At 62.1% G+C, this 15,177-nt stretch carries 14 protein-coding genes; 7 read left to right on the top strand and 7 right to left on the bottom strand.

Going from position 1 to position 15,177, the window contains the following annotated elements:
- Window positions 1-27: 27 nt before the first annotated feature.
- The 4 genes from pxpA to SPE70_RS07205 are packed head-to-tail and all read right to left on the bottom strand — an operon-like array spanning window position 28 to window position 3,110.
- Window positions 28-780 (bottom strand): 5-oxoprolinase subunit PxpA, encoded by a 753-nt coding sequence (gene pxpA / locus SPE70_RS07220; RefSeq protein WP_016160506.1) that lies wholly within the window; start codon window positions 778-780, stop codon window positions 28-30.
- Complete coding sequence (gene pxpC / locus SPE70_RS07215; RefSeq protein WP_008805679.1) at window positions 770-1,702, bottom strand: 5-oxoprolinase subunit PxpC; 933 nt, start codon at window positions 1,700-1,702, stop codon at window positions 770-772. The genes pxpA and pxpC overlap by 11 nt, the downstream gene beginning before the upstream one ends.
- Window positions 1,696-2,352, bottom strand: a complete 657-nt coding sequence (gene pxpB, locus SPE70_RS07210) for a 5-oxoprolinase subunit PxpB (RefSeq protein ID WP_012542432.1) — start codon at window positions 2,350-2,352, stop codon at window positions 1,696-1,698. Before pxpB ends, pxpC begins: the two co-directional genes overlap by 7 nt.
- Before the next feature lie 14 nt (window positions 2,353-2,366).
- The gene (locus tag SPE70_RS07205) at window positions 2,367-3,110 is read right to left on the bottom strand and encodes a type 2 GTP cyclohydrolase I (protein WP_008805677.1); all 744 of its coding nucleotides are present in this window, start codon (window positions 3,108-3,110) and stop codon (window positions 2,367-2,369) included.
- Window positions 3,111-3,378: 268 nt separating this feature from the next.
- Here SPE70_RS07205 and SPE70_RS07200 point away from each other — a divergent pair, with 268 nt between their 5' ends.
- On the top strand, window positions 3,379-4,857 hold the full coding sequence (locus tag SPE70_RS07200; RefSeq protein ID WP_064170654.1) for an MFS transporter: 1,479 nt from the start codon (window positions 3,379-3,381) through the stop codon (window positions 4,855-4,857).
- Here the strand turns inward: SPE70_RS07200 and phrB are convergent.
- Together phrB and SPE70_RS07190 are read right to left on the bottom strand one after the other, a co-directional pair.
- Window positions 4,829-6,271, bottom strand: coding sequence for a deoxyribodipyrimidine photo-lyase (phrB, locus tag SPE70_RS07195; RefSeq protein ID WP_049010112.1), 1,443 nt, complete (start codon window positions 6,269-6,271; stop codon window positions 4,829-4,831). The genes SPE70_RS07200 and phrB overlap by 29 nt on opposite strands.
- A gap of 184 nt (window positions 6,272-6,455) precedes the next feature.
- Entirely contained in the window at window positions 6,456-6,665 is a 210-nt protein-coding gene (locus SPE70_RS07190) for a DUF2517 family protein (RefSeq protein WP_004142243.1), read from the bottom strand.
- A gap of 307 nt (window positions 6,666-6,972) precedes the next feature.
- Here SPE70_RS07190 and kdpF point away from each other — a divergent pair, with 307 nt between their 5' ends.
- Genes kdpF through kdpE form a run of 6 tightly spaced genes read left to right on the top strand, consistent with a single transcriptional unit; the run spans window position 6,973 to window position 14,758 of the window.
- Window positions 6,973-7,062 carry a K(+)-transporting ATPase subunit F gene (kdpF, locus tag SPE70_RS07185; protein WP_020323459.1) on the top strand — a complete coding sequence of 30 codons (90 nt, stop codon included), beginning with the start codon at window positions 6,973-6,975 and terminating at the stop codon, window positions 7,060-7,062.
- Complete coding sequence (kdpA, locus tag SPE70_RS07180) at window positions 7,062-8,741, top strand: potassium-transporting ATPase subunit KdpA (protein WP_008805673.1); 1,680 nt, start codon at window positions 7,062-7,064, stop codon at window positions 8,739-8,741. Before kdpF ends, kdpA begins: the two co-directional genes overlap by 1 nt.
- 20 nt (window positions 8,742-8,761) lie before the next feature.
- A complete protein-coding gene (gene kdpB / locus SPE70_RS07175) occupies window positions 8,762-10,810 on the top strand; it encodes a potassium-transporting ATPase subunit KdpB (protein WP_064170653.1) in 2,049 nt (682 codons plus the stop codon).
- A 10-nt stretch (window positions 10,811-10,820) separates the two neighbouring features.
- A complete protein-coding gene (gene kdpC, locus SPE70_RS07170; protein WP_012542436.1) occupies window positions 10,821-11,396 on the top strand; it encodes a potassium-transporting ATPase subunit KdpC in 576 nt (191 codons plus the stop codon).
- Window positions 11,397-14,084 carry a two-component system sensor histidine kinase KdpD gene (gene kdpD, locus SPE70_RS07165; RefSeq protein ID WP_012542437.1) on the top strand — a complete coding sequence of 896 codons (2,688 nt, stop codon included), beginning with the start codon at window positions 11,397-11,399 and terminating at the stop codon, window positions 14,082-14,084.
- On the top strand, window positions 14,081-14,758 hold the full coding sequence (gene kdpE, locus SPE70_RS07160; protein WP_032739330.1) for a two-component system response regulator KdpE: 678 nt from the start codon (window positions 14,081-14,083) through the stop codon (window positions 14,756-14,758). Before kdpD ends, kdpE begins: the two co-directional genes overlap by 4 nt.
- Here the strand turns inward: kdpE and SPE70_RS07155 are convergent.
- The gene (locus SPE70_RS07155; protein WP_023339799.1) at window positions 14,740-15,177 is read right to left on the bottom strand and encodes a hypothetical protein; all 438 of its coding nucleotides are present in this window, start codon (window positions 15,175-15,177) and stop codon (window positions 14,740-14,742) included. The genes kdpE and SPE70_RS07155 overlap by 19 nt on opposite strands.

Genomic DNA, 15,177 nt, shown 5'->3' with positions numbered 1-15,177 from the left:
TCCTCTCCTTCGCGGTCATTCAGGTTGTCACGCTTCAGCGTCCAGTTGCGCGCTGACCAGAATATGGCGCCCGGCAAAGGCCGCCCGCAGACGGCGGGCAAAATCCAGCGCGTGCGGGCCATCGCCGTGCAGACACACCGTCTGCGCCACCACGTTCGCCCACTCGCCGCTGATGCTGCGCACCCGGTGGTGCTGCACCATCTCGAGGGTTTGCGCCAGAGCCTGCTCTTCGCTGTCGATCAGCGCGCCGGGCTGGCTGCGCGGCACCAGGCTACCGTCGGCCAGGTAGCCGCGGTCGGCAAACACCTCCTGGCGTGTCGTCAGACCATAGTGCTGCCCGGCGCGGATCAGTTCGCTGCCCGCCAGCCCCACCAGCACCAGCTTCGGGTTAACATCACGGATCGCGCGGGCGATCGCGTCCGCCAGCGGCGGCGACTTGGCCGCCTGGTTATAGAGCATGCCGTGCGGCTTCACATGCTGTAGCTCGCCGCCCTGCGCCTGAACGATCGCCGCCAGGGCGCCAATCTGATACAGCGTCTGGGCATAGACCGTTTCCGGCGGCAGATCCATCGCCGTACGGCCAAAATTTTCCCGGTCGGGGTATCCCGGATGGGCGCCCACCGCCACGCCGTACTTCAGCGCCTCGCGTACGCTCTGCACCATCAGTCCGGCGTCGCCGGCATGAAAGCCGCAGGCGATATTCGCCGACGAGACCAGCTGGAGCAGCGCGCTATCGTTCGCGCCCCCTTCCCCGAGATCGGCATTGAGATCAATCATCATCGTGGAGTCTCCAGGCCAGTTGTTCAAGATAACGCTGGCGATCGGCCCGTGCTTTTAAGGCCTCCTCCAGCGAGCAGGCGACAAAGTGGATCGGCTGCCCCAGCGGGATCTGCGCCAGCTGGTACATATCAGCCTCAATAATGCAGGCGATGCGCGGATAGCCGCCGGTGGTTTGCGCATCGTTCATCAGGACGATGGGCTGGCCGTTATGCGGCACCTGCACTACGCCCGGCAGCAGACCGTGCGACAGCATCTCGCGATCGGTGGTCCGTTTCAACGGCTGCCCCTGCAGACGGTAGCCCATGCGATTGCTCTGCGGACTGAGCTGCCAGGGGGAGCGCCAGAACGACGCCTGCGAGGCCGCATCAAACTCGTGATACTCCGGGCCCGGCAGCGCGCGAATGCGGTTGCCCAGCGGCAGCTGCTTGACGCCGCGCGAGGTGGTAAAGCGGCGGGCGGCTTTCCCGAGCTTCAGCTGGTCGCCATCCTGCAGGCGGCGTCCTTCCAGACCGCCAATCCCCGCCTTAAGATCCGTGCTGCGCGAGCCAAGCACCACCGGGACCGCGACCCCGCCCGCCACCGCCAGATAGCTACGAATGCCATGCTGCGGCGTTTTCAGCACCAACCGCTGCCCGGCCCGGTAGGCGGTGCGCCAGCCCACCCAGACCGCTTTGCCGTCCAGCGTCGCTTCGCAGGCGGCGCCGGTCAGCGCGAACCAGCCGCTGCGGGCAAATTCGATCTCCACCTGACCGAGGGTAATCTCCAGCCCGGCGGCGTTCGCCTCGTTGCCAACCAGCAGATTGGCAATCACCAGCGAGGGATAATCCAGAGCGCCGCAGCGGCTGATGCCAGACTGGCGCAGGCCTTCTCGTCCACCGTCCTGTACCGAGGTGTACAGACCGGCGCGGATCAGGGTTAACATACCCCCTCCTTTTGCGGCACAAAGCGAATTTTATCGCCCACGCGCAACAGCGCAGGCTCCTTACGCGCCGGGTCAAACAGCGTCAACGCGGTCCGCCCCAGCAGCTGCCAGCCGCCGGGCGTCGCCAGCGGATAGATGCCGGTTTGCGCGCCGCCAATGCCCACCGATCCGGCCGGGACCCGCACGCGCGGTTCGGCGCGACGCGGGGTCGCCAGCGCCGGCGGCAGCCCGCCCAGGTAGGGGAATCCCGGCTGAAAACCAATAAACCAGACCAGGTATTCCACCGAGGCATGCAGCTCCACAACCTGTTTTTCACTCAGGCCGCTGTGTTGCGCCACCACCCCGAGATCCGGCCCGGCCTCGCCGCCGTACACGACCGGGATGGTTAATGACCTCGACTCCGGCTCCAGCGCAAGACTCTCCTCCCACCAGCGCTGCAGACGGTCTATCGCCTCCCACGCCATCTCCTGCGGGCGGCGGAGCACCACGGTGATATTGTTCATGCCGGGAATGGCGTCAACCACCTCTTCATGGTGAGACAGACGCTGGGCCAATCCCCAGATCCGTTGCTGGCTCTCGAGCGTGACCGGCGGCTCCAGCTCCAGCACGACGGCCGTTTCTCCTAACAGATAACAACGCGCTCGCTGCACTTTTCTCTCTCCCGTCAGGCAGGGTTAGGAATATCAATAAAGGTGACATCCAGGTCGGTCGTTTCCGTCAGCCATTCACTGAGGGCGCGAATGCCGCCCCGCTCGGTGGCGTGGTGGCCGGCGGCATAAAAATGCAGCCCCTGTTCGCGGGCAGAGTGAATAGTTTGTTCCGACACCTCGCCGGTAATAAACGCATCCACCCCAAAGCGCGCCGCGGCGTCGATAAAGCTCTGGCCGCCGCCGGTACACCAGGCGACGCGGCTGACGGTGTCCGGCCCGGTATCGCCGCACCATAACGGCTTGCGCCCCAGCCGCGCTTCGATCCACGAGGCCAGTTCGAGGCCGGAAACCGGCATCGACAGTTCGCCCCAAGGCACCAGCGGTTCGATTTCACCCAGCACGTTAATCCCCAGCAGATGCGCCAGTTGCGCGTTGTTGCCCAGCTCCGGGTGGGCATCCAGCGGCAGGTGCCAGCCGTAGAGATTGATATCGTTGGCCAGCAGAGTCTTCAGGCGGCGGCGCTTCATGCCGCGGATCACTGGCGACTCGTTTTTCCAGAAATAGCCATGATGGACGATCACCGCATCCGCCTGCAGCCGAACGGCTTCATCCAGCAGCGCCTGGCTGGCCGTCACCCCGGTGACGATCGTTTGCACCGTATCACGTCCTTCCACCTGCAGACCGTTAGGGGCGAAATCACTGATGGCCGCACTATTGAGCTTGTCGTTTATCAGTTGTTCCAGTTCGCTATTTTTCATCGCCACTCCAGCAGATAATCAGGGTATACAAAGGCATAACATAACCAGATCCATTCGGGCCGTCGATAGTCCACAACCGGCACCGACCATGACTTTTTTGTTAATCCCGCATTTTGTCTACCCACCCCATCGCGCATTCGTGTATATTTATGCATTAATAAAGCATATTAAATAAACAGAAAGCCCCTCAAGCCATGAATATGACTAATAAAGCGCTATTCATGCAGAACGATCGACTTTCGCTTTACGCCAGGAAACCACACTTCTCATGAAGACAACATCATCGCAACCGCGGGCGATTTACTACGTCGTGGCGCTGCAAATCTGGGAATATTTTAGCTTCTACGGCATGCGCGCCCTGCTGATCCTCTATCTCACCAATCAGCTCAAATATGACGATAACCACGCCTATGCCCTGTTCAGCGCCTACTGTTCGCTGGTCTATGTCACGCCGATCCTCGGCGGCTATCTGGCCGATAAGCTGTTAGGCAACCGGATGGCGGTCATGCTCGGCGCGCTGCTGATGGCCATTGGCCATCTGGTGCTCGGAGCCAGCGAAACCGCCCCAGTCTTCCTCTACCTGTCGCTGGCGATCATCGTCTGCGGCTACGGGTTGTTTAAATCCAACGTCAGCTGTCTGCTGGGCGAACTCTACGAACCTGCCGATCCGCGTCGCGACGGCGGCTTCTCGCTGATGTATGCCGCGGGCAATATCGGCTCGATTATCGCGCCGATCGCCTGCGGCTACGTACAGGAGGAGTATAGCTGGGCGATGGGCTTTGCCCTGGCGGCCATCGGCATGGTGGCGGGACTGGTGATTTTTCTCTGCGGCAACCGTCACTTCCAGCATACTGCCGGCGTCAACCGCCAGGCGCTGTGCGCGCGCCGCTTCCTGCTGCCGAACTGGGGCTGGCTGCTGGTGCTGCTGGTTACCGCCCCGCTGCTGATCGCCGTGCTGTTCTGGCAGGAGTGGTCGGTGTATGCCCTGATCGTGGCCACCGTTATCGGCCTGGCGGTGCTGGCGCGGATCTACCTGCGCGCTGAAACCGATAAACAGCGTAAGGATCTGCGCCTGATCGTCGTCCTCACCGCGTTTAGCCTGCTGTTCTGGGCCTTCGCCCAGCAGGGCGGGAGCTCCATCAGCCTGTATATTGACCGCTTCGTTAATCGCCATATCATGAACTACGAAGTCCCTACCGCCATGTTCCAGTCGGTCAACGCCTTCGCGGTGATGCTCTGCGGGATGGTGCTGGCGTGGCTGGTGAAAGAGAGCGTCGGTGGCAATCGCACCGTGCGCATCTGGGGGAAATTTGCCCTCGGTCTGGGCCTGATGAGCGCCGGGTTCTGCATCCTGACCCTCAGCGCCCGCTGGTCCGCGGCCTATGGCCAGTCGTCCATGCCGCTGATGGTGCTGGGGCTGGCGGTGATGGGTTTTGCCGAACTGTTTATCGACCCGGTCGCCATGTCGCAAATCACCCGCATTGAGATCCCGGGGGTCACCGGGGTGCTGACCGGTATCTATATGCTGCTCTCCGGGGCCATCGCCAACTATCTGGCCGGCGTCATCGCCGACCAGACCTCGCAGGCGTCCTTCGACGCCGCCGGGGCAGTGAACTACTCCATTGACGCCTACATCAAGGTCTTCAGCCAGATCACCTGGGGCGCGCTGGCCTGTGTCGGCGTGGTGCTGGTCATCTGGCTGTATCACTCGCTGAAGGTCAGGACCCGCCGTCTGGCGGTGGAGTAATTCCTTTTCTGGCGGCCTCCCAGGCCGCCAGCGTCTCCTGCCGCGCCTGTTTGTGATCGACTATCGGGCGCGGATAATCCAGTTTGATCCCCTGTTTATCCGCCCACGCCCACGGCTGATGCAGCGCCTTCTCCGGCACCTTTGCCAGCTCAGGCAGCCAGCGACGCATAAACACCCCCTGCTTATCAAACTTCTCGCCCTGGGTGGTGGGGTTAAATATGCGGAAATAGGGCGCGGCGTCGGTGCCTGTCGAGGCCGCCCACTGCCAGCCGCCGTTGTTCGCCGCCAGGTCGCCATCAATCAGTTGACTCATGAAGTAGCGCTCCCCTGCCCGCCAGTCGAGGCGCAGATCTTTCGTCAGGAAGCTGGCGACAATCATGCGCAACCGGTTATGCATCCAGCCGGTGGCGTTAAGCTGGCGCATCGCGGCATCGACTATCGGAAAGCCGGTCTCCCCGCGCTGCCAGGCCTGCAGGGCGGCCTCATCTTCACGCCAGGCGACCTTATCGGTCCATGCGATAAACGGGCGTCCTTTACAGAGTTTCGGATAGTAGACCATCAGATGGCGGTAAAACTCGCGCCAGATCAGCTCATTAAGCCAGGTGGCGCCTGCCCCGCCGTCCAGCGCGGCGGGGTGTTCCGTCAGCAGACGATGCAGGCACTGGCGCGGTGACAACACCCCGGTGGCCAGGCAGGGCGACAGGCGACTGGTCCCTTCCACGGCGGGGAAGTCACGCTGCCCCTCATACTCCGCCGCCGGTTGCTGACAAAACGCGCGCAGCCGCGCTAGCGCCGTTTTTTCATCCGCGGCAAACAGCAGCCCATCGAACGGCGTTTGCGGGTAGTTGAGCTCAGGCAGCGGCGGCGCCTGGCGGGCAGGCGCCTGGCGCGGCTTCGGCGCCGCCACGCACGCCGGGAGCCCGTCCCGCAGACGGCGAATAAACGCATTCTTAAACGGCGTGAAAACTTTATACATTTCGCCGCTGCCGGTCATGACGCTGCCGGGCGGCAACAGGACGCTGTCGTCAAAGCCCTGGCAAATGACATCGCGCAAGATGTTCTCAACGGCGGCATCGCGCTGACGTTCATTGAATTCGTACTGATAGTTGTAGAACAGGTGACTGACCTGGTGCTGCTGGCAGAAATGGGCCAGCCGTTCGACGCTGGCGGTAAAATCATCCGCCTCTTCGACCCACAGCGGTATGCCCCGTTCCGCCAGCGCGGTGTGCAGACTGTGCAAATGGCTGACGATAAACGCGGCCTGCCGCGGCGCCAGGTGATGCTCACGCCACTGCCCCGGGGTGGCGATATACAGCGCCAGCACCTGCGCCTGCGGATCCCGGCAGGCGGCGGCCAGCGCCAGGTTATCGTGAATGCGTAAATCCGTGCGTAACCAGACCAGATGGGTGGCCATATAACTCCTCGATATCCGTCAGCAAAACTCATCTCATGATATAAGCCGGAAAAAATAGCGCGCTCCGGCAAAATAAGCACCTGCCAATTCCACTGCGGTGCATGAAAACGAGTGTAGACAAGCGACGAAAAAAAACCGCCGGGGGCAACCGGCGGTTTTCTTGTCTTCGTCGCAGCAGGACGGATTAATAGAAATCGTGAGCGGCTTTTTCCGCCTGCGCCATCCACACCGGCTGCTCGCTGGTTTTCGACCACACCCGGTGCAGCCAGCTGTAATAGCGGGCGCGATCTTTCCAGAACAGCATCACCGGCAGCGCCGCGACGCCAGCCACGACGGCGAAAGCACGACGCAGTAAAATAATATGAGCAGGATAAGCTTTGTACAACGCCATCATTTCTCTCCCCTTTGTCAGGCCGGCAAGCAGCGCCGGTAAAATTAATCATGTTTGTCTGAGCAAAATAATACCGCTCTGGTTGTAATTTCACTACTCATCCGACCACTAAAAAGCACGTATTTATACTTAATTTACATTTACCACGTAAATTAGTTACAAAAAAGTTAAATTAATACTAACCATCAGTTAAATTGTGCCTTTGTCATTTTTATACTTTTTTTACACCGCGCCCGCCGATTTTTGCGAAATCTTTGCGCCGTAATTTCTATTCTCCCGGTAAATCAAAAAAGACACCCGGAGGTGGATTGTGACTGCAGGCGTACTCACTGGCGTTGGGCTGGTGTTCCTGTTACTGGCTTATCTGGTTTATGCCTTGATACACGCGGAGGCATTCTGATGGCTGCCCAGGGATTTTTATTATTAGCCAGCTACCTGCTGGTGTTGCTGGTGCTGGCGCGCCCGCTGGGGACGTGTCTGGCGAGGATGGTGAACGATATCCCGCTTCCCGGCCTGGCCGGCGTCGAGCGCGTCCTGTGGCGCGTGGCCGGGATCCGCGCCGAGGAGATGGGCTGGCTGCAGTATTTGCTGGCGATCCTGCTGTTTAACGCCCTCGGCGGCCTGGCCCTGTTTGCCCTGCTGATGCTCCAGGGCGTGTTGCCGTTTAACCCGCAGCATCTACCGGGATTGTCATGGGATCTGGCGCTCAACACGGCGGTCAGCTTTGTCAGCAATACCAACTGGCAGGCTTACGCCGGCGAAAGCACCATGAGCTATCTCAGCCAGATGGTCGGCCTGACGGTGCAGAATTTCCTCTCTGCCGCCACCGGGATCGCCGTGGTATTCGCCCTGACCCGCGCCTTCGCCCGGCAGAAAATGTCCGCCCTTGGCAATGCCTGGGTCGACCTGACGCGCATTACCCTGTGGCTGCTGCTGCCGCTCTCCCTGCTGGTGGCCCTGTTCTTTATTCAGCAGGGTGTGCCGCAGAATCTGCTGGCCTACCAGCCCTTTACCACCCTAGAAGGGGCGCACCAGCTGTTGCCGATGGGGCCTGTCGCCTCGCAGGAAGCGATTAAGCTGCTGGGCACCAACGGCGGCGGTTTCTTTAACGCCAACTCCGCTCACCCGTTTGAAAACCCGACCGCGCTGACCAATCTCGTGCAGATGCTGGCAATCTTCCTGATCCCGGCAGCACTGTGCTTCGCCTTCGGCGAGGTAGTGAGCGATCGCCGCCAGGGGCGCGCCATCCTGTGGGCAATGACGCTGATCTTTATCCTCTGCGTCGCCGTGGTGATGTGGGCGGAAACTCGCGGCAACCCCCACCTGCTGACGCTGGGCGCTGACAGTAGCCTGAATATGGAAGGTAAAGAGAGTCGCTTCGGTATTCTCGCCAGCAGTCTGTTCGCGGTGATCACCACTGCCGCCTCCTGCGGCGCGGTCAATGCCATGCATGACTCCTTCACCGCGCTGGGCGGCATGGTGCCGATGTGGCTGATGCAGATTGGCGAAGTGGTGTTCGGCGGCGTCGGTTCGGGCCTGTACGGCATGCTGCTGTTCGTTATGCTGGCGGTATTTATCGCCGGGCTGATGGTCGGCCGCACTCCGGAGTATCTCGGGAAGAAAATCGATGTCCGGGAAATGAAAATGATCGCCCTCGCCATTCTGGTCACCCCGACGCTGGTGCTGCTTGGCACGGCGCTGGCGATGATGACCGACGCCGGCCGCGCCGGGATGTTCAACCCTGGACCGCACGGCTTTAGCGAAGTGCTGTACGCCGTCACCTCGGCGGCCAATAACAACGGCAGCGCCTTCGCTGGCCTGGGTGCGGCGACGCCGTTCTGGAACCTGCTGCTGGCGTTCTGCATGCTGGTCGGCCGCTTCGCCGTCATCATTCCGGTGATGGCCATCGCCGGCTCGCTGGTGGCGAAGAAAATTCAACCGGCCAGCCCCGGCACCCTGGCCACCCACGACGCCCTGTTTATCGGTTTACTGATCGGCACCGTGCTGCTGGTGGGCGCCCTGACCTTTATTCCTGCGCTGGCGCTTGGCCCGCTGGCTGAACACTTTTCCTTACTTTGAGCGATGCGGAGCACCCTGTTATGAGTCGCAAACAATTAGCCCTGCTGGAGCCGACGCTGATGCGCCAAGCGCTGCTGGATGCCGTGAAAAAACTCAGCCCGATGGTGCAATGGCGCAATCCGGTGATGTTTATCGTCTGGGTGGGCAGTCTGTTAACCACCCTGCTGGCGATCGCCATGGCTGGCGGCGCCCTGACCGGTAGCGCCACATTTACCGCCGCCGTCAGCATCTGGCTGTGGTTTACCGTGCTGTTCGCTAACTTTGCCGAAGCGATGGCGGAAGGCCGCAGCAAAGCCCAGGCCAACAGCCTGAAAGGGGTGAAAAAAACGGCCTTCGCCCGCAAACTGCGCGCCCCGCAGCATGACGCGACGGTCGACCACGTGCCGGCGGAAGACCTGCGCAAAGGCGACGTGGTGCTGGTGGAAGCCGGGGATATTATCCCCTGCGATGGCGAAGTCATCGAAGGCGGCGCCTCGGTGGACGAAAGCGCCATTACCGGCGAGTCTGCCCCGGTGATCCGTGAATCCGGTGGCGATTTTGCCTCGGTGACCGGCGGGACACGCATTCTCTCCGACTGGCTGGTGATCCGCTGCAGCGTGAACCCGGGAGAAACCTTCCTCGACCGGATGATCGCCATGGTGGAAGGCGCCCAGCGCCGTAAAACGCCGAACGAGATCGCCCTGACGATCCTGCTGATCGCCCTGACGCTGGTGTTCCTGCTGGCCACCGCCACCATCTGGCCCTTCTCGGCGTGGAGCGGCAATGCGGTCAGCGTTACCGTGCTGGTCGCCCTGCTGGTGTGCCTGATCCCGACCACCATCGGCGGGCTGCTGTCGGCCATCGGCGTCGCCGGGATGAGTCGTATGCTCGGCGCCAACGTCATCGCCACCAGTGGCCGCGCGGTGGAGGCCGCTGGCGACGTCGATGTCCTGCTGCTGGATAAAACCGGGACCATTACCCTCGGCAACCGTCAGGCTTCCGCCTTCCTGCCGGCGCGCGGCGTGGAAGAGCGAACCCTCGCCGACGCCGCCCAGCTCTCCTCGCTGGCGGATGAAACCCCTGAGGGGCGCAGCATCGTGGTGCTGGCGAAACAGCGCTTTAACCTGCGCGAACGCGATCTGCAGTCGCTGCACGCCACCTTTGTCCCTTTTACCGCGCAAACGCGGATGAGCGGCATCAATATCGATCAACGCATGATCCGCAAAGGGTCGGTGGACGCCATTCGCCGCCACGTGGAGGCCAATGGAGGCCACTTCCCTGCCGATGTCGATAAGCAGGTGGAAGAGGTCGCCCGCCAGGGGGCCACGCCGCTGGTGGTCGCCGAAGGGGAAAAGGTGCTGGGGATTATTTCGCTCAAAGATATCGTTAAAGGCGGTATCAAAGAACGTTTCGCCCAGCTGCGCAAAATGGGCATTAAAACGGTGATGATCACCGGCGATAACCGCCTGACCGCCGCGGCGATCGCCGCCGAGGCCGGGGTCGATGATTTCCTCGCCGAAGCGACGCCGGAAGCCAAGCTGGCGTTGATCCGCCAGTATCAGTCGGAAGGTCGGCTGGTGGCGATGACCGGCGACGGCACCAACGATGCGCCCGCGCTGGCTCAGGCCGACGTGGCGGTGGCCATGAACTCCGGCACCCAGGCGGCGAAGGAAGCAGGCAACATGGTCGACCTGGATTCCAACCCCACCAAGCTGATTGAGGTGGTCCATATCGGCAAACAGATGTTAATGACGCGCGGCTCACTGACTACCTTCAGTATTGCCAACGACGTGGCGAAATATTTCGCCATTATTCCGGCGGCATTTGCCGCGGTCTATCCCCAGCTGGCCATGCTGAACGTGATGGGCCTGCATTCACCGTCGTCAGCGATCCTCAGCGCCGTTATCTTTAACGCGCTGATCATCGTCTTCCTGATCCCGCTGGCCCTGAAAGGCGTGAGCTATCGCCCACTCTCCGCCTCGGCGATGCTGCGCCGCAACCTGTGGATCTACGGCCTCGGCGGTCTGCTGGTGCCCTTTATCGGTATTAAAGCCATCGACCTGCTGCTGACCCTGAGCGGTCTGGTGTGAGGAAAAAACTATGTCATTGATTCGTCCAGCACTTGTGCTATTTATTCTGTTAACGCTGCTTACCGGCGGCGTCTATCCTCTGCTGACCACCAGCCTGGGACAATGGTGGTTTAACTCACAGGCCAACGGCTCGCTGATCCGCCTGAACGGTGAGGTGCGCGGCTCCGGACTGATTGGCCAGAACTATACTGCCGCAGGCTATTTCCAGGGCCGCCCGTCGGCCACCGCTGAGACGGCGGATAATCCCATGGCGTCAGGCGGCAGCAACCTTGCCGCCAGCAACCCGGCGCTGGATAAAGCGGTGAGCGAGCGCGTACAGGCCCTGCGCGCCGCGAACCCGGACGCCGACCCGCGGGTGCCGGTCGAGCTGGTCACCACCTCGGCGAGCGGTCTCGATAACAACCTGACCCCGGCCGCCGCGCTGTGGCAGGTCCCCCGGGTGGCTAAAGCGCGCCAGCTGAGCGTTGAGCAGGTAAGCCAGCTGGTGAACCAGGCCACACAAACCCCGCTGCTGAGCTTCCTTGGTCAGCCGGTGGTCAATATACTGCAACTCAATATGGCGCTGGATGCCCTGAAGGATAAGTAAATGAGTGACGAGCCGCTGCGCCCGGACCCTGACCGCCTGCTGCAGCACACCGCCGCCCCGCATCGCGGCAAACTGAAAGTGTTCTTCGGCGCCTGCGCCGGGGTGGGGAAAACCTGGGCGATGCTGGCGGAAGCGCAGCGGCTGCGCGCCCAGGGGCTGGATATTCTGATTGGCGTGGCGGAGACCCACGGCCGAAAAGAGACCGCTGCGATGCTGGAGGGCCTGAGCACCCTGCCGCCGCGGCGGCTCGCTCATCGCGGGCGGTACGTGTATGAGTTCGATCTCGACGCCGCCCTCGCCCGCCGTCCGGCGCTGATTCTGGTGGATGAGCTGGCGCACAGCAATGCGCCCGGCTCCCGCCATCCGAAGCGCTGGCAGGATGTGGATGAACTGCTGGAGGCCGGAATTGATGTCTTTACCACCGTCAACGTCCAGCATCTGGAAAGCCTGAACGACGTCGTCAGCGGGATCACCGGCGTGCAGGTGCGGGAGACCGTTCCCGACCCCTTCTTTGACGCCGCGGACGACGTGGTGCTGGTGGACCTCCCCCCTGACGATCTGCGCCAGCGGCTCAATGAGGGCAAAGTCTATATCGGCGGCCAGGCCGAGCGCGCCATCGAAAACTTTTTCCGCAAGGGAAACCTGATTGCGCTGCGCGAGCTGGCTCTGCGCCGCACCGCCGACCGCGTCGATGAACAGATGCGCGCCTGGCGCGACCGCCAGGGCCAGGAGAAAGTCTGGCACACCCGCGATGCGATCCTGCTCTGTATCGGGCACAACACCGGCAGCGAAAAGCTGGTGCGCGCCGCCGCCCGGCTCGCCGCCCGCCTGGGCAGCGTCTGGCATGCAGTGTATGTCGAGACCCCTTCCCTGCACCGCCTGCCGGAAGCCCGGCGGCGGGCTATTCTCGCCGCGCTGCGTCTGGCCCAGGAGCTGGGCGCCGAAACCGCCACCCTCTCCGACCCGTCGGAAGAGAAAGCGGTCCTCCATTACGCCCGCGAGCATAACCTCGGCAAAATCGTCATCGGCCGCCAGCGCAAACGCCGCTGGTGGGATCGCAGCGGCTTCGCCGACCGTCTGGCTCGCCATGCGCCGGACCTCGATCTGGTGGTGATCGCCCTCGATGAAAAACCGTCCCCTCTCCCTGCCCGGGCCAACGACAGCCGTACGGCGCTGGAAAAGTGGCGCCTGCAGCTGCAGGGCTGCGCGGTGGCGGTGGCGCTATGCGCCATCATTACCCTGGTGGCCATGCAGTGGTTGATGGCCTTCGAAGCCGCCAACCTGGTGATGCTCTATCTGCTGGGGGTGGTGATCATCGCCCTGGTCTATGGCCGCTGGCCGTCGGTGCTGGCGACGGTGATCAACGTTATCAGCTTCGATCTGTTTTTTGTCGCCCCGCGCGGGACGCTGGCGGTGTCAGATGTCCAGTATCTGCTCACCTTCGGCGTGATGCTCACTGTGGGCCTGCTTATCGGTAACCTCACCGCTGGCGTACGCTACCAGGCGCGGGTGGCGCGCTACCGTGAACGCCGTACCCGCCACCTGTATGAGATGTCTAAAGCACTGGCGGTGGGTCGTAGCCAGCAGGATATCGCCACCACCAGCGAGCGCTTCATCGCCTCCACCTTTCAGGCCCGCAGCCAGTTGCTGCTGCCGGACGCCCAGGGAAAACTGCTGCCCTTAACCCACCAGCCAGGGCTGACCCCATGGGATGACGCCATCGCCCGCTGGAGCTTTGATAAGGGGCAGCCTGCCGGCGCCGGCACCGATACCCTGCCCGGCGTGCCGTACCAAATTTTACCGCTGAAGAGCGCCGCCCGCACCTGGGGGCTATTGGTGGTGGAGCCGGAGAATCTGCGCCAGCTGATGATCCCGGAGCAGCAGCGGTTGCTGGAGACCTTTACCCTGCTGGTGGCCAGCGCCCTGGAGCGCCTCACCCTGACCGCCAGCGAAGAGCAGGCCCGGCTGACCAGCGAGCGGGAAAGCCTGCGTAACTCGCTGCTCGCCGCCCTGTCGCACGATCTGCGTACTCCGCTGACCGTGCTGTTTGGCCAGGCGGAAATTCTGACCCTCGATCTGGCCAGCGAAGGTTCAAAGCATGCTCCGCAGGCCAACGAAATTCGCCAGCATGTACTCAACACCACCCGGCTGGTGAACAACCTGCTGGATATGGCGCGGATCCAGTCCGGCGGCTTTAATCTGCATAAGGAGTGGCTGACGCTGGAGGAAGTGGTCGGCAGCGCGCTGCGCATGCTCGAACCGAGCCTCGGCGGCCAGCACATTCAGTTGGATCTCCCCGATCCCCTCCAGCTGGTGCATGTCGACGGGCCGCTGTTCGAGCGGGTGCTGATCAACCTGCTGGAAAATGCCCATAAGTATGCCGGCGCCCGGGCGAACATCGGCATCCGCGCCGAGGCGGACGCCCGGCAGCTGTCGCTGGAGGTATGGGATAACGGTCCGGGGATCCCGGCAGGCCAGGAACAGGCTATCTTTGATAAATTCGCCCGCGGCAACAAAGAGTCGGCGATCCCTGGCGTCGGGCTGGGCCTTGCCATCTGTCAGGCCATCGTCGACGTTCACGGCGGGACCATCTCCGCCAGCAACCGGCCCGAGGGCGGTGCCTCATTCCGTGTTACACTGCCGGGAGAAACGCCCCCTGAACTGGAAGAGCTACCTGAGGAATTGTGATTAACGTTCTGATTATCGAAGACGAACACGCTATCCGACGCTTTCTGCGCACCGCGCTGGAAGCCGACGGCATGCGCGTATTTGAAGCGGAAACCCTGCAGCGTGGGCTGATTGAAGCCGCTACCCGTAAGCCCGACCTCGCGATCCTCGATCTGGGCCTGCCGGATGGTGACGGCATTGATTTTATTCGCGACCTGCGTCAGTGGAGCCAGATGCCGATTATCGTCCTGTCAGCGCGTAGCGAAGAGCATGACAAAATTGCCGCCCTGGATGCCGGCGCCGATGACTACTTAAGTAAACCCTTTGGCATCGGCGAGCTGCAGGCCCGCCTGCGCGTCGCGCTGCGTCGCCACGGCGCGGCGCAGGACGATGAGCCAGTGGTGCGCTTCGCCGACCTGGAGGTCAATATCCCCGCCCGCCGCATCCTGCGCGGCAGCGAAGAGATCCACCTGACGCCCATCGAGTTTCGTCTGCTGGCGGCGCTGTTGAATAATCCCGGCAAAGTGCTTACCCAGCGCCAGTTGCTGAATCAGGTGTGGGGGCCTAACGCCGTGGAGCACAGCCACTATCTGCGGATCTATATGGGTCATTTGCGACAAAAGCTGGAGGCCGATCCGGCACGGCCGCAGCATTTGCTGACCGAAACCGGCATTGGCTATCGCTTTATGCCCTGAGCTCTGCCTCTGCAGTACCAGAGGCTGGCGATTTTCAGCCCTTCAGAGAGCAGCAGAAAACCGGCCAGGATCGCTACATGCCTGACGCCGGCAGCCTGAATCAGCCACAGACCCAGCGACAGCGAAGGCTGCATAAACACCAGCCTGAGCGGCGCCTGCCCCCAGGCCAGCCACAGCGCATAGCGGCTCTGACGGAAAAAGAGGATCATCGATAGCGGGATGCTGATAATCAGCAGAACATTCAGCGGATACAGCCAGACCGCCCCAGAGCCGTAAGTATGCAGCAGCTGGAGATAAGCCAGCAGGTCGTCGTAAAAAGGGAGGCGGCGGTGGGCAATATTCCACCATAAGAATTGCAGGACGAAAAAGAGATCCATCCACGCCCAGAATAAAAACAGGGACTTCCGTTGTATTTTCAT

It is taken from the genome of Klebsiella sp. ZJOU C1 (assembly GCF_035620215.1).
GTDB lineage: Bacteria > Pseudomonadota > Gammaproteobacteria > Enterobacterales > Enterobacteriaceae > Klebsiella > Klebsiella variicola.
Note: the sequence above shows the minus strand (reverse complement) of the source record. Positions and strands in the feature narration are given on the sequence as shown.